Raw genomic sequence first — 19,615 nt, 5'->3', positions numbered from 1 at the left:
GCCGTACGGGGTCCCGGCCGAGCCGGCCGGCACCCCCGGGGCCGCCCCCGTACCCTCTTCTCCCGCGCCCTCCCCCGGGAGCCGCGCACGGGCCCGGTGGGGCCGTGGTCGTCGTCTCCCGTCGTACTGCCGCCGTGCTGCCGTCGTGTGCTGCCGTCGGTCGGCCGGCATCGCTCAGACGGTGTGCCGCTCGTCCGTGGCGGTGGCCGTACGGGCACAGCGCGGTGCGGGGTCCGGCTGCCGTGGTGCGGCGGCGGGACCGTGTCCGGGTCGGGCGGCCCTCACGTCGGTGCGGGCGGCGGGGAAGGGATTGGGCCGCCGCCCCGGGAGGTGCGCCCCGTAGCCCCAGAGCCGACAAGTCTGTTGAGTACCTGTCACGGAAACCTCTCTGTGGGTGTCGGGCACGCGGCGCCGTGAGGGATGGGCCCGGACAACCGGGTCGGTAGGGCGGTGGATCGGGGATCGGGGGCCGGGGGGACGGCTCATGCTCATGACGAAGCCGTCCCGAGGGGTCCGAGAACTCCGATTGCACCACTGCGACAGCGGTCCGGACCAGGTGGTTCCACCGGCAGAAGTAACGGTCTGCCATAGTTCTGCCGGTACGTCACGACCGATCGGGTGGGGCGGCGCCCCTCAGGGAGATCCATCATGGAGAGCGGTCCATCGGCGCCGGCCGGCTTCGGGGCACTGCTGCTCGCTCTGCGCACGCGTGCCGGTCTGAGCCAGGAAGGTCTGGCCCAGGCCGCCCAGGTCGGCGTCCGTACGCTCGCGGACCTCGAACGCGGACGGTCCACGGGCCCGCAGCGCCGCACGGTGCGCGCGATCGCCCGGGGGCTGGGGCTGGACCCCGCCGAGGCACGGTCCCTCGAACAGGCCGCCCGGGCCGGCCGCCCCCGCCCCCGTCCACGTGAGCACACCGCCCCGCCCGCCCCGCCCGGACCGGCCCTGCTCGCCCTGCCCCGCGACCTCGGGGACTTCACCGCCCGCGAGGCGGGCCTCGCCCGTCTGCGCACCCTGGCGCGGACCGCCACCGCCGACCATCCCCCGGTCGTCGTGGTCAGCGGTCAACCGGGCCTGGGCAAGACGGCGTTCGCCGTGCACGCGGCCCACCGGCTGGCGGAGCACTACCCCGACGGCCGGTTCGTCCTCGACCTGCGCGGCATGGACCCCGAGCCGCTCAGCGCCCGCGACGCCCTGGCCACCCTGCTCCGGGCCCTGGGCCTCGCCCCGGACGCGATCCCCGCGACCGAGTCCGAGCGGGCCCTGCTGTACCGCGCCGAAGTGCGCGAGCGCCGGCTCCTGCTCGTCCTGGACAATGCCGCCGACGAGTCCCAGATACGCCCGCTCCTTCCCGGCAGCGGCCCCTCGATGGTGATCGTCACCAGCCGTCACGCCCTCGCAGGTCTCGAAGCGGTCCACCACGCGCCCCTGGGCACACTGAGGCACCAGGAGAGCATCACGCTCCTGACCCGCATCGTCGGGGTCCCCCGCGTCCAGCGCGAGGCCCAGGCCGCCCGCGACCTCACCGACCTGTGCGGCCACCTTCCCCTGGCGGTCCGCATCGTCGGCCAGCGCCTCGCGGCCCGACCCGCCGAGCAACTGGGCAAACTGGTCGGCCTCCTGGCCCGGGAGGAGACCCGCCTGGACACGCTCCAGGCGGGCGGCCTGCGGATACGGGCCGCCTTCACCCTGTCCTACCGGCGGCTGACCCCGCCCGCCCAGAACCTGTTCCGCCGGGCCTCCCTCGCCGCGGGCCCCGACTTCAGCCCCGAGACCGCCGCGCAACTGGCCGGCGTCCCCCTGCGCGAGGCCGCCCGGCACGCCGAGGAACTCGCCGATGCCGGACTCCTGCGGCCCGACCCCGCCGTCGCGCGCTACCGCTTCCACGATCTGCTCAGGCTCTTCGCCACCGAGCGGGCCGCCGAGCAGGACAGCCCCCCGGACCTGCTCGCCGCACGCGCGCGCACCGCCGACTGGATGCTGCGCCGGGCCACCGCGGCCGCCCTGCGCTTCGACGCCGACCACTCCCAGGACGCGCCCGCCGACGACCCCGACCCGCTCCACGGGCCGGCCGACCAGGCGCAGGCCCGCGCCTGGCTGGAGGCCGAACGCGCCGAGTGGATGGCCGCCCTGCGCCACGCGCACGGCACCGGACGCCACCGGCAGGTCCTCGACACGGCGCAGGCCATGCACTGGTTCTCCGACCTGAACCAGCACTGGGAACAGTGGGCCGAGGTCTTCACCCTCTCCGCCGACGCGGCCCGCGCCCTGGGCAGCCGCCGGGAGGAGGCTGTCCACCTCAACTACCTTGCCTGGTCCTACAGTTACGGCATCCACGACCACGCTGCCGCCCTCGCCACCGCGGGCCGCGCCCTGGAGGCCGCCCGTGACAGCGCGGACCGGCTGCAGGAGGCGTGGGCCCTGGGCTACCGGGCCGGCGCCCTCCACCGGCTCGGCCGGGCGGCCGACTCGATCGCCCACCTGCGCGAGTCGCTCGCCTGCCTGACCCCGCTCACCTCGCCCCAGGCCCGCCTGGCCGAACTGTCCGTCGTGAACCTCCTCGGCCGGAAGCTGCGCGCCGTCGGCGACGTCGAGGAGGCCCTGACGCTCCACCGGCGCAGCGCGGAGCTCTGCCGGACCGGTATGGCGGGCCAGCCCCCGGACCTGGTGGCGCAGTACCACGCGGTCGCGCGGCAGGAGATCGGCAAGGACCTCTCGGCGATGGGCCGCTGGGCGGAGGCCGAAGCGCCGCTGCGCGAGGCGCTCGCCTGCTTCGAGGCGTCCAGGATGCCGGCGTGGCGCGAGTCGGCCCGCCTCGACCTCGGGGTCCTGCTCCGCCGTCTGCGACGCGACGACGAGGCCCGCGCGACCCTGCGCGCCGCCCACGAGGGACTCGTCCGCCTGAAGAGCCCCCTCCAGGACCAGGCCGCCACCGAACTGCGGGAGGCCCAGGGCTCACACCCACCGACACCGTCCCCGACACCGGCCGGGAGGGCGTGAGGGTGCCCCTGGCGCACGGCCGGGCCGGTTCGCGGCGCGGCCGTGCACTGCCAGGGGCAGGGGTCGGCTCCGTCCCGGCCGGCTGCCGGGGCGGAGCGAGGGGGTCTACGGGGTGGGGTTCAGCGGGTGCTTGCGCGCCGGCGCCGTCGGAGTACGGCGGCTCCGCCCACGAGGGCGAGTGCCGTGCCGGAACCACCGGCGAGGAGCAGGGTGGAGGACGGGGCGCCGTCCTCCGTGCGCGGGAGGCTGTAGCCGCTGGAGTAGCCCTTGGTGGCGTACTCGGTGCCGGGCAGCTTGTCGGCGTAGCGGGCCTTGACCAGTTTCTGGTAGTCGCCGAGCGACACCGACGCCTGGCCGCCCAGTCCTTGCCGGGCCTGGTCGTTGAGCGGCTCGACGGTGAGGAGTTTGAGCTGGTACCAGCCGCGGATCTGCGGCTCGGTGAAGACCAGCGTGCCCGTGGTGGCCTTGCCTGCGTATGTGGCGTCGCTGTCGCCGTCGCGCACGGCCGCCAGGTGCCAGCCGCCGCCCTGGCTGGGGGCGAGCATGACGGTGGCGGTGCGGCCGTTGACGGTGGCGCTCAGCGAGGAGACCAGCTGTGTCAGCTTGATCGCCTCGGTGGGCAGTGGCTTGGTGGTGCCCGCGACGAACCCGGGGGTGATCTCGTTCCGCGCCACCGGGTCCTTGATCGTGAAGGTCGGGAGGCCCTGGCAGGGCTCGGCCGTTTCGGGGATCGTCTGGACCGGCCCGCCGGTGTCGCCGGTGGGCACCGGGGTGCGCAGGAAGCGACAGACGGTGTTGCGGACGTCGATGGACTTCACCGCGTTGAGGGCGGCCTGGTAGTCGGGGATGTCGACCGGGAGAGGGTCCTTGGCCGGGGCCGCGTGCGTCGGAGCGACGACGCACAGCAGCGCGGACGCGCTCATGGCGATGACGAGGGACAGACGGGAGGAGCGAGAGGCCGTCCGCTTGCTGGACGTTGTGGTGCCGCTGGTGCCGCTGGTGACGTTGGTGCTGCTGGTGTCGCGCATGTCGCCTGCCTTAGCGGGAGATACCGATGCGGGAGTGGGTCCACTTGGACGAGCTGTTGCTCACGTAGTCGTTGTAGTTCCACCACGTGTACGTGGTGGTGTCCGGCCACGGGTCGGCCACGGCGATCGTGTTCTTCGTCGTGTCGAAGCCGTAGACCACGTTCATGTGGCCGCCACCGGACGTCCACCCGATGCGGGCACCGATCGGCCGGGCCGCCTTGACGTCGGTGTACACCTGGTTGAACGTGGCCGCGCTGCTCAGCCCCGAGCCGGTGTGGGTCATGCCGAGGCTGCTCCAGCCCTTGGCCATGTCGTCGAGCGTGGCGGGCTGGTTGTTGCAGCCGTAGTAGGGCTGCGCCCGGTCGCAGAAGTCCGTCTGTGTGGAGCCGAAGCCGTGGAACTTGGCGATGGTCAGCCCGGAGGCGACCCAGCACCACTGGGTCTTCTCCTGCTTCAGCATGGTGATGCTGTCCTGGCCCGCCTCCGCGTGAGCCGTGCCTCCCGCGACCGCGAGCGATCCCAAGGCGGCCAGCGCGATGGCCGACGCCGTGGTTCCGTACCTGAACCTGCCCATTTTCCTGCCTTCCCCTGATGGGTGCAACGAGATGAACGGGGCAATCTGGCAGGAATATGACAGCGCATCATGTCTGCGGTACACAGGTGACGTGCAGGAAGTTGCCCCCTACTGATTACTTGTCGGATATTCATCCGAATCGGTCACTTGGTGCCTGCTTCCGAACCCCTTTTCGGATCTTGCGGGCGAGACAAGATCCGAAAAGAGACGGCCTACCCCCAGGTCAGCGGGTCGAGGTGGAGGGAGAAGCGCAGGCGGTCGTGGTCGAGGGTGAGGCCGTACCGTTCGGCGAACGCCGCGTCCGCGGACCGCGCCCGGTGCTCGTCCGGCCATGTCTCGCGGGCATTGGTGAGCAGCAGTGACAGGTCGGCGTGGCGGCCGGCCAGGCCGAGGCGGCCCAGGTCGATGAAGCCCGACACCTTCAGGGTCTGCGGGTCGAGGACGATGTTGGGCAGGCACAGGTCTCCGTGGCAGACGACCGTGTCGGCGGCCTCCTGGTCCCGCCGCCGCGCGACCTGCGGGACGAGGCGGGCCCGCAGGTCCGCGGCGGACACCTGGTCGGCCGGTACGCCGCGGACGGCGCTGGTCACCAGGCAGGTGCCCGCATCGCCGGAGTGCCAGTCGAGCACCCGTGGCCCCGGAACGCCCTGCTCGCCCAGCAACGCGACCCGGTCGCGCTCGGCCCTCAGGCCGGTGGCGTCCGCGGCGCTCACGCACTTGGCGTACCGGGCGCCGTCCGCGCTGCGGAAGACGGCGGCGTCCGACTCGCCCGTGGTGACGGGCAGCCAGTCGCCGTCGCCACCACCCGCGCCTAGTGCTGTGACCGGAAAGGTTTGCCGGTGAGCCCGCGGCGTCCGGTGCGGTACATCGCAAGGCGGAGGGGCGCCCGTAGTACTGGACGTACTTGGGCGACCCGACAACATCGCGAGGTGCCGTGCCGGGCGTCGCGGGCCGGTGAACCTTTCCGGTCACAGCACTAGCAGCACCGGTGACACGGCCCGGGGCCCGGGAAGATCGCTCATGGCGGCCACTCTCACCAGCCCGGCCGGCCCCGTTCGGCGCCGGGCCGGGGCCTCAGGGGCCGGGGGCGGGCAGCGGCGGTGGGGCGGGTTCGGTGAAGGCGAGGACCGTGTTGTGGCCGCCGAAGCCGAGGGAGTGGCTGAGGGCGAGACGTATCCGCTGGCGGCGGGGCGCCCCGTGGACGACGTCGATCGCTTCCGTGGCGCGGTCCGGGGTGAGGAAGTTGGCGGTCGGGGGTGCCTGGCCGTGGGTGATGCTCGCGACGGTCAGGGCTGCTTCGACGGCCCCGGCCGCTCCCATGGTGTGGCCCAGCGCGCCCTTGGCCGAGGTGACGGTCGGCGGGCGGGCGCCGAACAGGTCGCGGATGACGGTGGCCTCGGCGCGGTCGTTGAGGAGGGTGCCGGTGCCGTGGGCGTTGATGTGTCCGACGTCCTCGACGCCCGCGCCCGCGAGGTGCAGCGCGCGCCGGATCGCCGTACGCAGTCCCGTGCCCCGCGGGTCGGGTGCCACGGGGTGGTGGGCGTCGCTGGTCGTCGCGTGGCCCGCGAGGGTGGCGAGCGGGCGGGCGCCGCGGGCGTGGGCGTGGGCGGTGCGTTCGAGGACGAGCAGGCCGGCGCCTTCGGCGAGGACGAATCCGTCGCGGTCCCGGTCGAAGGGGCGGGAGGCGGCGGCGGGTTCACCGGCACGGCGCGACAGCGCGCCCATCTTCGCGAACGCGGCCGAGCACAGGGGGGTGACCATGGCGTCGGTGCCTCCGGCGAGGGCGATGTCGCAGGCTCCGGAGTCGAGGAGCAGGCAGGCGAGGATCAGGGCGGTGGCCCCGGAGGCGCAGGCGGTGGAGGTGTGGAGGGAAGGGCCGGTCACACCGAGCAGGAGGGCGAGGTGTCCGGCGGCGGACAGGTTGGGCAGGTAGCCGGTGAGGGCGAGGGGGGAGAGCGAGGCGGGGCCGGTCGTGAGGAGCCTGCGGTGGGCGGCCTCCAGGGTGGCGATGCCGCCGGTGGCCGAGCCGACGACCACGGCGACCCGGGCCGGGTCCCAGTCACCGGGGTCCAGGCCCGCGTGGAGCAGCGCCTCCCCGGCGGCCACGACCAGCAGGTGGGTGCTGCGGTCGTAGCGCCAGGGCTGGGGAATCCCGGAGGTGTGGGCGCCGAAGCCGGGGACCCGGCAGGAGAAGGGGGCGGGCAGGCCGTCGAGTTCGGGGTCGTGGCGGGCGGCGGAACGGCCGTCGCACACGTACTGCCAGGTGGCCGCCGTGCCGATGCCGCCGGGGGTGACCAGTCCGGTACCGGTGACGGAGATGGCGGAGGCGGTGGAGGAGGCGGAGGGGACGGTGGTGGCGGTGGCGGTGGTGGCGGTGGCGGTGGCGGTGGTGGGCACTACACCGCTCCGGGGCCCGGTTCGCCGGGCTGGGGCACGAGGAGCGTGACGACGGTGTGCACCAGTTCGTCGACGGTCACCTCGGAGGACGCCTGGCCGTCGTCGAGCGGGATGTTCCAGTGGTCCTGGAGGGTGACGTAGAGCTCGACGACGGCGAGGGAGTCCATCCCCAGTTCCTCCAGGGTGGTGGTGGGGCCGAGCCGGTCGGCGGGGATCTCGAACTTCTCGGTCAAGGTGGCCACGATGTGGGTGTGGACGGTGTGGGTGTGGACGTCCATGTCCGGCTCCTCGCCAGGTCGTCGGTACGGAGGGTGCAGAGGTACGGAGGTACGGAGGTACGGAGGTACGGAGGTACGGAGGTACGGAGGTGCGGAGGTGCGGAGCAGGGGTGTGCCGTGTCAGGAGGGCCGGGCGGGGGCGGGCTCGTGGTGTGGTGGGGCCTCGGGCCAGGTGAGGGCGACGGACGCCCAGGTGAGGCCGCCGCCGAAGGCGGTGAGGACGGTGGGTGCCCCGGGTGTGAGGGAGGTGTGGACGGTGGGGTCCGCGAGGACGAGGGGGATGGACGCCGCCGCGGTGTTGCCGATCTCCCGGATGTTGCCGAAGCGGCGGTGCGGGGCGATGTCGAGGCGGTCGGCGACCGCGTCGAGGATGCGCTGGTTGGCCTGGTGGCCGATGAAGGCCCGCACGTCGTGGGTGGTCCAGCCCGCGCGGTCGATCGCGGTCCTGGCCGAGCCGGTCATGCGGCGCACGGCCTGGGCGTAGACGGCGCGGCCCCGCATCCGGAAGAAACGGGCCTCCGGGGCGGTGTCCGGGTGGTGCGGGGGGTGGCGTGAGCCGCCGCCGGGCACGGTGATCAGGTCGTGTCCGGCGCCGTCCGATCCCTGGTCGGCGGCGAGGATCGCGCCGGGGTCGCCGGGGTGTCCCGTACGCAGGACCACGGCGCCCGCGCCGTCCCCGAAGAGCGCGGCGGTGTCCCGGTCGTGCGGGTCGACGATGGTGGAGTAGGTGTCGGCGCCGATCACCAGCGGGGTGTGGCACAGCCCGGACCGGAGCAGGGCGTCCGCGGTGATCAGTGCGTAGAGGAATCCCGAGCAGACGGCGGCGAGGTCGAAGGCCGGGACCTCGCCGAGGCCCAGCCGGTGGGCGACGGCCGGGGCGGTCGCCGGGCAGGGGTGGTCGGGGGTGGTGGTGGCGAGCAGGACGAAGTCGGGGCGTTCACCGGCGGACGCGACGGCCGCGCGCCCGGCGGCGGTGGCGAGGTCGCCCGTGCTGGTGCCGGCGGTGACGCGCCGTCGGCGGGCGATGCCGGTACGGGTGCGAATCCAGTCGTCGGTGGTGTCCAGGGCGCCGGTGCGGATGACGTCCTCGTTGTCGAGGCTGCGGCCGGGCAGGCAGCCGCCGATGCCGGCGATGACACCCACGGCACCCACGGCACCCGTGGCACCCGTGACGCCTGTGACGCCCAGGGCACCCGCGGCCCCGACGGCGGGCCGTGCGGCCACGGGGCGGGGCGGGGCGGTCACGGGGCGGCGAACGGCGAGGGCGGCTTCGGGATGCCCGCCAGGCCCCCGTCCGGCACGCTGACGCCTCCGTCGAGGACGAGGGCGTGGCCGGTCAGGAAGGAGGAGGCGGGAGAGGCGAGGAAGAGCGCGGCGCGGGCGACTTCCTCCGGTTCGCCCCAGCGTCCCATCGGTACGTGGCTCATGAGCCAGTCCGAGACGGGCGCGGTCTCGCTGGCGAACTCCGTCATCCCGGTCCTGATCCATCCGGGGCACAGGGCGTTGACCCGGATGCCCTGGCGCGCCCAGGACACGGCGAGGCTGCGGGCGAGCGAGACCTGCGCGGCCTTGGACGCGGCGTACGCCTCCATCATCGGTGCGCCGATCAGGGCGGCGACGGACGACATGATGACCAGGCTGGCGCGGCCGGAGGCGAGGAGGTGGGGGTGGGCGGAGCGGCACAGCTGGGCGGTGGCGTTGAGGTTGACGGACAGTACGGTCTCCCACTGGGTGTGGTCGGACGCCTGGAACGGGGCCATGGCGGGGGCGTGGTCCGTGGCGACGGGCAGGATGCCCGCGTTGTGGACGACCACGTCGAGGCCGCCGAGCGCCGCCACCGCCTGGGCGACGAGGCGGGGCGCGGCCGTGGGGTCGGCGAGGTCGGCGGCGAGGGCGACGGCCTTGCGGCCACGGGCCTCGACCGCCGTGCGGGTCGCGATGAGCGCCGCGGTCGAGCGGGCGCTGATCACCAGGTCGCATCCGGCGTCGGCGAGGGCCTCGGCGCAGGCCCGGCCGATGCCCCGGGAGGCACCGGTCACCAGGGCGCGGGAACCGTCGAGACGGTAGGGGGCGGGAAGGGTGGGGTGTGGCCCGGTGCCGGTGCCGGTGCCGGTGCCGGTGGGGCGGGCAGTGCCGGTGGGGGTGTCCGTGGTCATGGGGTGTACTGCTCCGTCCGGGGTGCGGGTGCGGTGGATGCGGGTGCGGTGGGCGAGGGGGAGGCGGGTGGGTCGGCCTCGTCGGGGAGGGATGTGGGGCGGATGCGGACGGCGGGTGCTCCGGTCCAGGTGAGGAGGGCGCTGCCCCAGGTCATTCCGGCGCCGAACACGCTGATCAGGACGCGGTCCCCGGGGGTGAGCGCGTGCCGGGCGGCGGCGGTGGCCAGGGCGTACGGGGCGCTGGCGGCGCCGATGTTGCCCACCGTGTCCCCCACGACGACGAACCGTTCGTCGGGGATGCCGAGCTGCCGGCTGAGGCGGCGCAGCAGGACCGGGTTGGGCTGGTGGGCGATGACGCAGGCGATGTCGTCGAGGGTCAGCCGGTTGCGGGCCAGGGCGTCGCGCACGAGGCGGGGGAAGACGTCGCGGATGAAGCGGCTCACCGTGCGGCCGTCCATGCGGATGTGGTGGCTGCCGTCGGCGAGGGTCCGGGCGCTGGCCGGGTGCCTGCTGCCGCCGCCCGGGATCAGGACGCTGTCCGCGAGGGAGCCGTCGGAGCCGAACTCGAAGTCGGTGAAGCCCTGGTGCGGGCCTACGGGGGCGAGGACGGCGGCGGCGGCGCCGTCCGCGAAGAGCACCGAGGTGCCCCGGTCGTGCGGGTCGAGGAACTTGGAGTACGCCTCCACGCCGACCACCGCCGCGTACCGGGCGCGGCCTCCGGCGGCCAGCCAGTCGTGCGCCACCTTGACGGCGAACAGCCAGCCCGAGCAGGCCGCGCCGACGTCCAGGGCGACGGCGTGGTCCGCGCCGAGCAGGTGCTGGACGCGGCAGGCGGTGGAGGGGCCGAGCTCGTCCGGTGTCGAGGTGGCGCAGACGAGGAGGCCGAGGTCCGCCGCGTCCAGGCCGCCCGCGGCGAGCGCGGCCCGCACCGCGGACGCCGCCATGTCGGAGGCGGCCTCGTGCGGTGCGGCGGCGTGGCGGGTACGGACCCCGGTCCGCTCGACGATCCACTCCTGCGTCACCCCGGTGTCCCGGGCGACCTCCCGGTTCCCTCGGACACGGCTGGGCAGGTAGGTGCCCATGGAGCGGATGCCGATGGGCCGGCGGGGCTCGTCCGTGGCCGGGTTCATGGTGTACCTCCGTGCCGCCAGGTGAGGCGGGAAGCGAGGGAGCGGGTGTAGTCGTGGTCGGCGAGCGGGGTGTCCATGACGTCCGGGGGGAAGGCGAAGGCCGCTTCCAGCAGGGGGAGTTGCGGCATGATCCGGTCGCACAGCAGATCGGCGGTCTCCGGGAGGGACGCGGACACCGCCGCGTCCAGGGTGCCCGCGGTGAGCAGGGAGCCGGACCAGCGTTCCGCGGCCCGTACGCCGCTGAGCGCGGCCAGTGCCTCCAGGGCGTCGCGCAGGCCGGTGTCGAGGTACGGGCCGCCGGTGTCGGCGTGCGGGCCGAGGCCGGCCAGGGCCCGGGGGACGTCCTCGGCGGCGAGTGCCTCCCCGTAGAGCTCGCCGAGTTCCCCGGCCGCGGCCAGCAGGGGGTTCCACAGGTCGAACTCCGCGGGGCCACCGGCCGCGCGCCGGTCACGGGCCGCGCGCAGACGGGCGGTGAGGACGCTCTGGTGGGCGCGGGCCGTACGGGGCCACCAGCGCGGGTCGGCGGGGGCGAGGTCCGCCGGGTACGGATGCGCGTCCGGACGCGGGTCCGGGCCCGGACCAGGGTGCGCGTCCGGGTGCGCGTCCGGGTCGGGGGCATCGGCGGCCAGGGCGCGCCCGAGGTCGTAGAAGATGAGCTGGCTGTCGCCGCCCGCCGGTTCGAACGCCTGGTGGAAACCGTGGTAGGCGGCCAGCCGGTTGACGTCGAGGTGCCCCGAGAAGCCGCAGCCGCGCCGGCACTCGGCGATGATCCGCAGCGCGGCGCGCACGGCGTGGGCCTTGTACGCGGACAGGGGCCGGCTCACGACGGACCAGGGCGCGAAACCCGCCTCCACACCGGAGGCGCCCGTTCCGGCGGTGTCCGTTGCGGCGGCGCCCGTTCCGGCGTCTTCCGCTCGTCCGGTGTCCGTTCCGTTGGCGTTCGCGCCGTTCCTGGGGCCCGGTGCGAGGGCCGTGGCCAGCAGGGCGCGGGCGCGGGCCGCCGCGCAGGTCAGCGCGAAGGAGTCGGCGAGCGCGCCCAGGACGGCGCGCTGCTGGGTGCGGTAGGCGAGCAGGGGCAGGCCGGGCGCCACCCGGGCCTGGGTCCGGCGGCCCCGCGCGTAACGCACCGCGGACACGGCGGAGACCCGTGACACGGCCGCCGCCGCGGAGGGGAGCGTTCCCCACAGCCCCTGCCCGACGCACAGGCTCCGCTGGAGGCGTGCGCCGGGCGCCCCGAGGGGGTCGTGGAAGGCGCCCGCCCCGTCGATCGAGGCGCTGTCGCGCAGCCAGCGCGCGTACGGGACGCGTACGCCCTCGAAGGCCACTTGCGCGTAGCCGAGCGGGAGGGCGCCGATCTCCAGGCGGGAGGAGACGGCGACACCGGGCAGCGGTCCCCGGCCGCGGGTGATGTCGACGAGGAAGGGGAAGACGCCCCGGTCCTGTCCGCCGACGACGGCGCGGGCGAGGACGACGACGGTGCGCGGGCCGTCGTCCACCGAGAGGCCGCAGAACTTGGCGGCGGCCGGGTCGGGGGTGGTCAGTACGAACTCCCTGGGCCCGGGGTCGAAGGTGGCGCGGGTGCGCGTGTCGAGGTGGCTGTTGGCCTGTCCGGCCTCCGTGATCAGGTAGCCGCCCCTGGTGTCGCCCGCCTCCAGGGCGTCGAACTCGCTCTTGAGTTCCTCGTGGTCGGGCGAGAGGTGCGTCATGGAGCCCAGGCCCAGCACCGTGTGGGTGACGATCGCCATGGTCAGGGCGGGGTCGGCGACGGCCGTCCAGGCCAGGAGCGCGGCGAGCCGGTCGGGGTCGCGCAGTATCCGCCGCGCGGGGGGCAGGGCCCGGCTGAGGGCGCGCAGCCGCCGGGTGACGGCCTGTTCGGGGTCCGGCGGCGCGCCGGTTCCGGGGGGCGGGGCGGGGCGGGCGAGCGTGTGGTGGAGGGAGCGGAGGTAGTCGGGGGCGCACGAGCCGTGGACGAGCCGGTGCAACGGGCCCGCGCCGGGCGCGTCGGGGGGTACGGCGGGTTCGGGGGACATCGGGCAGCTCCTGCGCGGGGGACGGGGCGGGATGGCGGGCGGGCGTGACGGGGCGGGATGACGGGATGACGGGCGTGATGGGTGTGACGGGTATGACGGGTGTGCCTCAGAGGAGGGTGGTGAGGAGGGCGGGATCGTGTCCGGTTTCGGCGAGGGGGGAGATGACGGTGGGTTCCCGCGCGGCGAGCACGCGGGCGACGCTGAGCGAGAGGGCCCTGCCGGTGCCCGCCTCGTAGAACCGCGCCTCGCCCGCGCCGTCCGGGCCGTGCGGAAGGTCGAGGCCGTCCGGGCCGTGCGGAAGGTCGAGGCGGTGCAGGACGTCCGGGAGGCGGGCGGGGCGGACGAGGCAGTCGGCCAGCCCCAGCGCCAGGTCGTCGTGGGCCTCGTAGGCCCGTCCCGCGACGGCCGAGTGGACCGGGCAGGTCGTGGCGCGGACCGGGTAGGCCCGTACGCGGCGCGCGAACCGTCCGGCCTGGACGGTGAGCGCGGGATGGTGCGAGCTGAACGGCAGCCGCAGCCGGGCGCAGCCGATCCCGGCGTCGCGGGCCTGTTCCTCGACGTCCTCCAGTGGGCCGAGCGGGCCGCTGACGACGGTCTCGGTGTCGTCGTTGACGCAGGCGACGGCGACCGCGTCGGCGGACGCGGCCCGCAGGAGCGAGCGTGCCCGGGGTTCGTCGCAGGCCAGGACGGTCAGACCGCCGGGGCACGAGGTCAGTACGACGGCGAGGTCGTGGGCGACGGCCGCTCCGTCGGCCACGGTGAACGCTCCGGCGGCGGTGAGCGCGGCGATCTCGCCGAAGCTCACGCCCAGGACCGCGTCGGGCGGGGCGCCGCGGCGGCGGCTCAGGGCCCGGTGGACGGCGACCGAGGTTCCGAACAGGGCCAGTTGCTGGGTGCCGGTCTCCGCCTGTGCCAGCGCCCGGGTGGTGGGCGGGGAGTCGCCGAGCAGCCACGGGCCGAGCGGGCGCAGGCCGCGCTCGTGCGCCACCTCGTCGACCTCTTCGAACACCTCGGCGACGGCCCGGCGCAGCGGGCCGCTCACCGCCGTGGCGCGCAGCAGGGCGCTCACGGCGAAGTCGCCCTGTCCGGGGAACAGATGGACCGTGTACGACATGGCCTCTTCCTCTCCGGGTGCGGTCACGCCTGCGCCTGTGAGCCCTGCCGTACGCCAGGGCGTCGGCCTCACTGTGAAGAATGCGCGTCCGGTCGCGCACCTGTCCGTCGTCCGGCTCGGTGCTTACGTCGAAAAAACGCGGATGTCGAAACCCGGTCCGTCGTGGCCGCCGCGTGACCACCGCGTGACCACCGTGGCCGCCGCGTAGGCCGGGTGAGCCGCAGCCGCCGGGACCGGGCCGGGGCAGCCGGGAACCCACCACCTCGAAGGAGAACCCGTGCGAACACCACGTACCCCCAACCAGGCGCTGCGGGACCTGATCGGTCAGGCCCGGTGGAGCGGGGCCCAGCTCGCGCGCGAGGTGAACGCGCTGGCGGCAGAGCAGCAGTTGGTGACGCGCTGCGACCGCAGCACGGTGGGTCACTGGCTCGAAGGCACCGTGCCGAGGCCGCCCGTCCCGCAGCTCGTGGCGGAGGTCCTCTCGCGCCGCCTGGGCCGTGAGGTGACGGCGGTGGAGGCGGACCTCATACGGTCCGGTTCGCCGTACTCCGGAGTCGTGGCCGCGCCGCTCCCCCGTGATGTCGTCGACCAGTTGGAGCGGCTGGGCATGGTCGCCGGGAACCGGGCGCTGGGCCGGACCGTCGTCTTCTCGCTGTCCGCGCTGGAGTTGCCGGGCTGGGAGGGGGCCCGCGCCCCGGCCACCGGGGCGCGGGACACGCAGGCACAGCCACCGGCACCGGCGCAGGGCGTGGGGGCGCGGCTCCAGGGCGTGGGCTGCGGCCCGCCGGACGTCCTCGCGGCGCAGAAGCTGCTGGACCTGTTCTCGCGGGCCGACGCCACTTTCGGCGGCGGCCGGGTGCACGACGTCCTGCGGGCCTACCTGGCCACGAGCGTCGTGGCCTGGCTCCGTCAGCGGACCTCACCGGCCGCCCGCCGCCGCCTGCTCGTCGTCGCGGGGCAGCTGTGCTACCTCTGCGCCTTCGCCCACTACGACACCAGCCTGCACGGGATCGCCCAGCGGTACTACCTCATCGGCGCGGCGCTGCTGCGCGAGGCGGGCGACCGCGTGGGCTACGCGCTGTGCGCGCGGGGGCTGAGTGTCCAGGCGCACTCGCTCGGACACCACGAGCAGGCGGCCGGTCTGGCGGGCGCCGCGGTCCGTATCGGTCTCCCGTACGCTCCGGCGCACCAGCGCGCGTTCCTCCTCGGGCAGCTCGCGGTGGCCCAGGCCCACCGTGCGGACCAGTCGTCGGCGGCGCGTCACCTGCGCGCGGCGGAGCGGCTCCTGGAGCGTGCGACGGACGGGGACACCCCCATCGGCTCCTTCCACGAGGGGTCCCTCGCGTTGCAGCGGGCTTCGGTGGCGCGGGCCCGGTCCGACCACCGGCAGGAGGCCGGGCAGCTGCACCTGTCGTTGCGGTACCGCCCGCGCCACGAGAAGCGCTCGCTCGCCGTGGCGACGGCGCTGCTGGCCGAGGCCCAGCTCGATCTGGGCCACCTGGACCTGGCCTGCCACACGTGGCGGACCTTCGTCGCGGGCTGCCCCGACATCGACAGCTCCCGTGCCCGGCGGCATGTCCGCACGATGGTCGCCCGGCTCCGCCCGTACGCCGCCCACCGCGCCGCCGCCGACCTGTGCGACCTGGCCCGCGACCTGCCCGCACCCCACGGCCGGGCCCGTTGACACCACCGGCCGGCGGCCACCTCCCCGGCCCGCGGGCCGGGCGGCCGCTCCTCCCGTCGGACGGGGACGGGAGGAGCGGCCGGCGGGTCGTCATGGACCCGGTGCCGGGGATGCATGGATCAGAAACGGTGGGGCGTGGGCTGCGGGACCGTGGGCCGCGTGGTCGTGCGGCCGGAGTCCTGCCGGGCGTTGCCGTCGGCCGTGGTCACCTGGCAGGTCACGTCCCGCGACGGGAGTTTCCCGGTCAGGAGGTAGGTGTTGGTCACGTTGTCCGCGCACTCGTTGAGGCCGTAGACGCCGTGCCCCTCGCCCTCGTCGACCGTCACCAGGCGGGAGCCCTTCAGGTCGCGGTGCAGGGCCTGTGCGGTGACCAGCGGGGTCTGGGAGTCCCATTCGTTCTGGACTATGAGCGCCGGGACCTTGTTGTCCACCACCGTCGCGGGCTCGACGGCCTCGTCCCAGAAGGCACAGGGCTTGATGTTGGACGTGAAGCCACCGTAGAGCGGGTGCTTCGCCGCGTCACGGATCGCGTCCTCGCGGTAGGTCTGCGGGTCCTTCGGCCAGGAGCGGGTGTCACCGCAGACGACGGACCAGAGCGAGGAGGCACCGTTGTCGGTGTCCTCGTAGGACGGAAGCTTCGGGGTCGGCTTCCCGGCGGCGGCCTCCCTCAGCATGGCGACCAGCTCCGCGCCGTCCTTGACGGTGAAGAAGGAAGCGCGTGCCATGCCCCGGATCTGCGCGCCCGTGAACTGCGTGTCGCCGATCGTGACGGGCTCGGCGTCAGCCTGGCGGACGATGTCCCAGAACGTCCTGCCCACCTCGTCCGGGGTGGCGCCGAGCCGGTAGGTCGCGTCGCGCTGCGCCGTCCACCGCGTCCAGCGCTCGAAGGCCGGCCCGGCCTCCTCCGCCCACGTCTGCATCATGCCCCGCCAGGCCCGGTCCGGGTCGACCGCGCTGTCCAGCACGAACCGGTCGGAGCGCTGCGGGAACATCTGGGTGTAGACGGCGCCGAGGTAGGTGCCGTAGGAGACCCCGAGGTAGGAGATCTTCTTCTCGCCCAGCGCCGCGCGGATCACGTCCATGTCCCGGGCGGTGTTGCGGGTGGTGAGGTGCGCGAGCTTCTCCCCGCCGTTGGCCCGGCACTTGTCGGCGACGCTCTTCGCCCAGGCGACGTCCCCGGCGAAGGTCTCGTCCTTGTACTGGCGCGGCCACGCCCTCTCCGCCGGATTCACCCCGCACTCGACCGGGGAGCTGCGGCCGACGCCCCGGGGGTCGAAGCCGATCAGGTCGTACGTGGCCTGGACGGAGACGGGCAGGTTCTTGCGCATCTCCAGCGGTGTTTCCACGCCCGGTCCGCCGGGGCCGCCGGGGTTGAAGAGGAGCACGCCCCGGCGCTCGCCGGGGAGGCTGGTCCTGATCCGGGACACCTCCACGTCGAGCGTCCTGCCCCGGGGGTTGCCGTAGTCCATCGGGACCTTGACCGTCGCGCACTGGAGCGAGGCGGACAGTTTGATGTCGCAGCGCTTCCAGCTCAGTTTCTGCTGCGCGGAGGAGTCCAGGGACCCGGCCTCCGCCGCGGACGGGGCCTGGGCCGAAGCGGCGGCCGGTGCGGCCGTCGCGAGGCCGGGAGCCAGGGCCGCCAGGATGGTTGCCGCGATCAGTGGTGCGTAGCGTCGTCCCCGCACGGCGGGTTCCTTCCGTCGATGATGCTCGGACAGGAACAACCTTTGCCGGTCGTGGAGTTGAGCGAATCACCCAGAAGCGCCAAGTTCTCTTCGGTACTGCGGTCCTATGTCCCTGGGTCGGGCATCATCCGTGCGGTGGAGGGGCGTCTCGGCCAGTGGCCGGTACGCCGCCCCTCTGGTCGACATGGCATGGGCATGGTTAGCTGTGGAACGCGATCCCCACGGATCACGCTCTTCACCCTGTGTCCCATGGATCGCCCCGTTATCACCTGCGGGATTCCACCGACCCGAGGAAGAGGTTGTTCATGCGCTTAGCCAGTCGTCTCACCGGATTGGCCGCGGCCGTCGCCGCGCTCACCCTGGCCCTCGTCACCCCGGTCTCCGCCGCGCCCGCCCCTGCCGCGCCCGCCGAGCGGGCCGTCACGTCGGCCGGTCCGGTGAAGCTGTACATCGGCGGCCTGGGGAGCGGCCCGTACAACGTCGCCGTGCAGTCGGCCGTCGCCACCGCGGCGGACAGCGCCGTGGCCAAGGGCTTCGACCCCTCCCAGTGCACCCTGGTCAAGGGCCCCACCATCGTCAACCAGCTTCCGAACGGATACGTGCAGGTCGCTGTCGAGTACCTCTGCTCGGGGGAGCCGTACGCCCCCGGTCCGACCTTCATGCTCAACCGCTACCACAAGAGCTCCGACACCCAGAGCAACAGCTGGTACCACCCCAACGGTTACCAGTTGCAGGGGCCGCTCGGCGGGCTGTACACCTACGCGGCCCCGGGCACCACGCCGTTGTACCTCTGCCAGGTCAGGGGCGACCACTTCACCAGCACGGACGTCAACTGCGAGGGCCAGCAGTACGTGACCCGTCTCGGCTGGCTCCACACCACCCCGCAGGCCGGGGTGGGCACCGTTCAGCTGCTCCGCTGCCTGCGGAACGAGAACCGCCAGATCTTCGACTCCATCCAGGCCAACTGCGAGGGCCAGATCCACGGCGGTGTCCTCGGGTACACCCTGGCCTGACCTGGGCCCCTGGCCGCCCGGGCGACGTGACCACCTCGGCCACCTCGGCCACCTCACCGCCCGGCCGCTTGAGCACCTGACCGCCGCCGGGCACCCGGCCCGGTGGTCCCGGCCGCCGGAGTTCCCGGGTGTGCCCCGCCCCGCCGGGGCGGGGCACACCCGTACGTGTGGGGCCCGCCCGCACGCCGCACTCCACCGCACCGCGCCTCGCCGCACCCCACCGCACCTCCCGAGGAGCGGGAAGATCGCGGCGACCGTCGGGGTGATGGCCCTGCTGGGCGCGGTGATACCGGACCCCCCGGACGACCGTACGGACGCCGCCGGGTCCGCCCGCCCGGCACGCTCCCCCGCGAGCCGCTACCCGGCCTTCCCGGGGCCGCCCGACGATCTGGCGGCTGAAATCCTGCGGCGCGGAGGCGACCGGGACATCTGATTCGGTGAGCAGAAGACCACTCAGCGGGTGGGGCCGGGCCAAGGACAGTGCGGAGGGTCGCCGGCGGCGTGGGTCACAGCCTGAACAGTGCGCCGCGCCAGGTCCATCCTGCGGCGAGGACGGCTTCCCGCAAGGGGGTCTTCAACTCCGTGCTGTCGAAGCGGAACACCTCCGCCTTCCGCACGCTGCCGTCGGTGTCCCGTTCGGCCTTCGAGCGCCAGGAGACCGTCCTCGCCTGCCCACGGGAGGACTCGGCCGGCAGCGCCAGCCGGGGTGTGCCCCCGACCCAGGTGACCTCCCGCTGCTCGTCGACGCTCCGTACTTCGTGGTCCGCCGGGGCCAGACGCATCCGGATCTTGAGGGTCCGGGTCAGCCGGGTGCGGACGAAGAAGGTGTGCCAGGCGGGCTCCTGGACGCGCCACTCCGCCACCAGGTCGGCCTGCTCGGAAGGGGTCGCGTCGCGTACGACGTACGGCACGTCCGGCCCGTTGACCGCCAGCAGCGCGGCCCGGACCTCCCCGGCGGATCGTGGCGCGACACCGCGGCCGGGGTGCCTGGTGCCGGTCAGCTTGTCGAAGAGTCCCATCGAGTCAGCCTAGGGAAGTCGTACTGCCCGGCACAGGATCTTCTGCGGACGCGGACGCGGACGTGTAACGCGGACGTGTAACGCGCTACGCCCCAGCTCCTGGCCCTGCCGCCGTGTCGGGGCGGACCGTGCGCAGGAAGTCCTGGAGCCGATCTCGCGGCGGTGAGCCACCACCACGGACCCGGTGGCCTCGCGCAGGCGCTCCACCGAAGCGTCGGCGATGTTCTCCAGCGTCGCCCCGTCGGGCCGGTACTCACCGGCGATGGTGATGTTGGCGGTGAATCCGGCATCCGGCCGGGGATGCAGCGCGACGAAGGCCACGCCCGGAGCCCCGACCTCGTCCGGCGGGGCCGGGAACCAGCCCTCCGGCAGGCGGAATTCGATCGGCAGTGGCAGTGTCGTGGGCATCTCGCGCCTTCCTTCCAGCGAAACGTACATCCGTCGAACCAGCCGTCGACGGTGTCCTTGGCCGAGCCGACGGCATCTCCTACCGCGTTGGCCGCGTCG

General features: G+C 74.2%; 17 protein-coding genes. 4 read left to right on the top strand and 13 right to left on the bottom strand.

Translation table 11 applies throughout. From position 1 onward, the window contains the following. Window positions 1-648 precede the first annotated feature (648 nt). Window positions 649-3,000 carry an ATP-binding protein gene (locus tag ACIA5F_RS09555; protein ID WP_399350971.1) on the top strand — a complete coding sequence of 784 codons (2,352 nt, stop codon included), beginning with the start codon at window positions 649-651 and terminating at the stop codon, window positions 2,998-3,000. A 119-nt stretch (window positions 3,001-3,119) separates the two neighbouring features. On the opposite strand, the gene ACIA5F_RS09550 is transcribed toward ACIA5F_RS09555, so the two are convergent. The 10 genes from ACIA5F_RS09550 to ACIA5F_RS09505 all read right to left on the bottom strand — a co-directional run bounded on the left by ACIA5F_RS09550 (window position 3,120) and on the right by ACIA5F_RS09505 (window position 13,734). Then, complete coding sequence (locus ACIA5F_RS09550; protein ID WP_399350969.1) at window positions 3,120-4,028, bottom strand: hypothetical protein; 909 nt, start codon at window positions 4,026-4,028, stop codon at window positions 3,120-3,122. Window positions 4,029-4,038: 10 nt separating this feature from the next. Next, window positions 4,039-4,602, bottom strand: coding sequence for a papain-like cysteine protease family protein (locus tag ACIA5F_RS09545; RefSeq protein WP_399350967.1), 564 nt, complete (start codon window positions 4,600-4,602; stop codon window positions 4,039-4,041). 212 nt (window positions 4,603-4,814) lie between these two features. Then, complete coding sequence (locus ACIA5F_RS09540) at window positions 4,815-5,387, bottom strand: phosphotransferase (protein WP_399351314.1); 573 nt, start codon at window positions 5,385-5,387, stop codon at window positions 4,815-4,817. Between the two features lie 289 nt (window positions 5,388-5,676). Beyond that, a complete protein-coding gene (locus ACIA5F_RS09535) occupies window positions 5,677-6,921 on the bottom strand; it encodes a beta-ketoacyl-[acyl-carrier-protein] synthase family protein (RefSeq protein WP_399351312.1) in 1,245 nt (414 codons plus the stop codon). Window positions 6,922-6,998: 77 nt separating this feature from the next. After that, complete coding sequence (locus ACIA5F_RS09530) at window positions 6,999-7,277, bottom strand: acyl carrier protein (protein ID WP_399350965.1); 279 nt, start codon at window positions 7,275-7,277, stop codon at window positions 6,999-7,001. A 120-nt stretch (window positions 7,278-7,397) separates the two neighbouring features. Further along, window positions 7,398-8,420 (bottom strand): beta-ketoacyl-ACP synthase III, encoded by a 1,023-nt coding sequence (locus ACIA5F_RS09525; protein WP_399350963.1) that lies wholly within the window; start codon window positions 8,418-8,420, stop codon window positions 7,398-7,400. A gap of 98 nt (window positions 8,421-8,518) precedes the next feature. Then, window positions 8,519-9,433 (bottom strand): SDR family NAD(P)-dependent oxidoreductase, encoded by a 915-nt coding sequence (locus tag ACIA5F_RS09520; RefSeq protein WP_399350961.1) that lies wholly within the window; start codon window positions 9,431-9,433, stop codon window positions 8,519-8,521. After that, window positions 9,430-10,563: a 3-oxoacyl-ACP synthase III family protein gene (locus ACIA5F_RS09515; protein ID WP_399350959.1), complete on the bottom strand. Its 1,134-nt coding sequence runs from the start codon at window positions 10,561-10,563 to the stop codon at window positions 9,430-9,432. The genes ACIA5F_RS09520 and ACIA5F_RS09515 overlap by 4 nt, the downstream gene beginning before the upstream one ends. Next, on the bottom strand, window positions 10,560-12,593 hold the full coding sequence (locus tag ACIA5F_RS09510) for an acyl-CoA oxidase (protein ID WP_399350957.1): 2,034 nt from the start codon (window positions 12,591-12,593) through the stop codon (window positions 10,560-10,562). The genes ACIA5F_RS09515 and ACIA5F_RS09510 overlap by 4 nt, the downstream gene beginning before the upstream one ends. A gap of 106 nt (window positions 12,594-12,699) precedes the next feature. After that, window positions 12,700-13,734: an acyltransferase domain-containing protein gene (locus tag ACIA5F_RS09505; protein WP_399350955.1), complete on the bottom strand. Its 1,035-nt coding sequence runs from the start codon at window positions 13,732-13,734 to the stop codon at window positions 12,700-12,702. A 250-nt stretch (window positions 13,735-13,984) separates the two neighbouring features. On the opposite strand from ACIA5F_RS09505, the gene ACIA5F_RS09500 reads away from it, so the two are divergent. Then, complete coding sequence (locus tag ACIA5F_RS09500) at window positions 13,985-15,391, top strand: hypothetical protein (RefSeq protein WP_399350953.1); 1,407 nt, start codon at window positions 13,985-13,987, stop codon at window positions 15,389-15,391. Between the two features lie 119 nt (window positions 15,392-15,510). On the opposite strand, the gene ACIA5F_RS09495 is transcribed toward ACIA5F_RS09500, so the two are convergent. Then, a complete protein-coding gene (locus tag ACIA5F_RS09495; protein ID WP_399350951.1) occupies window positions 15,511-17,076 on the bottom strand; it encodes an alpha/beta hydrolase in 1,566 nt (521 codons plus the stop codon). Between the two features lie 305 nt (window positions 17,077-17,381). Here ACIA5F_RS09495 and ACIA5F_RS09490 point away from each other — a divergent pair, with 305 nt between their 5' ends. Both ACIA5F_RS09490 and ACIA5F_RS09485 read left to right on the top strand, forming a co-directional pair. Continuing rightward, window positions 17,382-18,089: a hypothetical protein gene (locus ACIA5F_RS09490; RefSeq protein ID WP_399350949.1), complete on the top strand. Its 708-nt coding sequence runs from the start codon at window positions 17,382-17,384 to the stop codon at window positions 18,087-18,089. 265 nt (window positions 18,090-18,354) lie between these two features. Then, window positions 18,355-18,522 carry a hypothetical protein gene (locus ACIA5F_RS09485; RefSeq protein ID WP_399350947.1) on the top strand — a complete coding sequence of 56 codons (168 nt, stop codon included), beginning with the start codon at window positions 18,355-18,357 and terminating at the stop codon, window positions 18,520-18,522. A 73-nt stretch (window positions 18,523-18,595) separates the two neighbouring features. On the opposite strand, the gene ACIA5F_RS09480 is transcribed toward ACIA5F_RS09485, so the two are convergent. After that, window positions 18,596-19,108: a hypothetical protein gene (locus ACIA5F_RS09480; RefSeq protein WP_399350945.1), complete on the bottom strand. Its 513-nt coding sequence runs from the start codon at window positions 19,106-19,108 to the stop codon at window positions 18,596-18,598. A 9-nt stretch (window positions 19,109-19,117) separates the two neighbouring features. Beyond that, window positions 19,118-19,516 (bottom strand): hypothetical protein, encoded by a 399-nt coding sequence (locus tag ACIA5F_RS09475; RefSeq protein ID WP_399350943.1) that lies wholly within the window; start codon window positions 19,514-19,516, stop codon window positions 19,118-19,120. Window positions 19,517-19,615 lie beyond the last annotated feature (99 nt).

Source organism: Streptomyces sp. NPDC051567 (assembly GCF_044454165.1).
Classification (GTDB): Bacteria; Actinomycetota; Actinomycetes; order Streptomycetales; family Streptomycetaceae; genus Streptomyces.
The sequence above is the reverse complement of the archived record's forward strand: the minus strand, read 5'-3'. Positions and strand labels throughout refer to the sequence as shown.

Excerpts from the sequence above, each read along its gene's own strand:
- ACIA5F_RS09510 (WP_399350957.1), bottom strand. The coding sequence starts at position 12,593 with ATGTCCCCCGAACCCGCCGTACCCCCCGACGCGCCCGGCGCGGGCCCG.
- ACIA5F_RS09480 (WP_399350945.1), bottom strand. The coding sequence starts at position 19,108 with ATGGGACTCTTCGACAAGCTGACCGGCACCAGGCACCCCGGCCGCGGT.
- ACIA5F_RS09475 (WP_399350943.1), bottom strand. The coding sequence starts at position 19,516 with ATGCCCACGACACTGCCACTGCCGATCGAATTCCGCCTGCCGGAGGGC.
- ACIA5F_RS09555 (WP_399350971.1), top strand. The coding sequence starts at position 649 with ATGGAGAGCGGTCCATCGGCGCCGGCCGGCTTCGGGGCACTGCTGCTC.
- ACIA5F_RS09545 (WP_399350967.1), bottom strand. The coding sequence starts at position 4,602 with ATGGGCAGGTTCAGGTACGGAACCACGGCGTCGGCCATCGCGCTGGCC.
- ACIA5F_RS09485 (WP_399350947.1), top strand. The coding sequence starts at position 18,355 with ATGGCCCTGCTGGGCGCGGTGATACCGGACCCCCCGGACGACCGTACG.
- ACIA5F_RS09530 (WP_399350965.1), bottom strand. The coding sequence starts at position 7,277 with ATGGACGTCCACACCCACACCGTCCACACCCACATCGTGGCCACCTTG.
- ACIA5F_RS09520 (WP_399350961.1), bottom strand. The coding sequence starts at position 9,433 with ATGACCACGGACACCCCCACCGGCACTGCCCGCCCCACCGGCACCGGC.
- ACIA5F_RS09490 (WP_399350949.1), top strand. The coding sequence starts at position 17,382 with ATGCGCTTAGCCAGTCGTCTCACCGGATTGGCCGCGGCCGTCGCCGCG.
- ACIA5F_RS09550 (WP_399350969.1), bottom strand. The coding sequence starts at position 4,028 with ATGCGCGACACCAGCAGCACCAACGTCACCAGCGGCACCAGCGGCACC.
- ACIA5F_RS09515 (WP_399350959.1), bottom strand. The coding sequence starts at position 10,563 with ATGAACCCGGCCACGGACGAGCCCCGCCGGCCCATCGGCATCCGCTCC.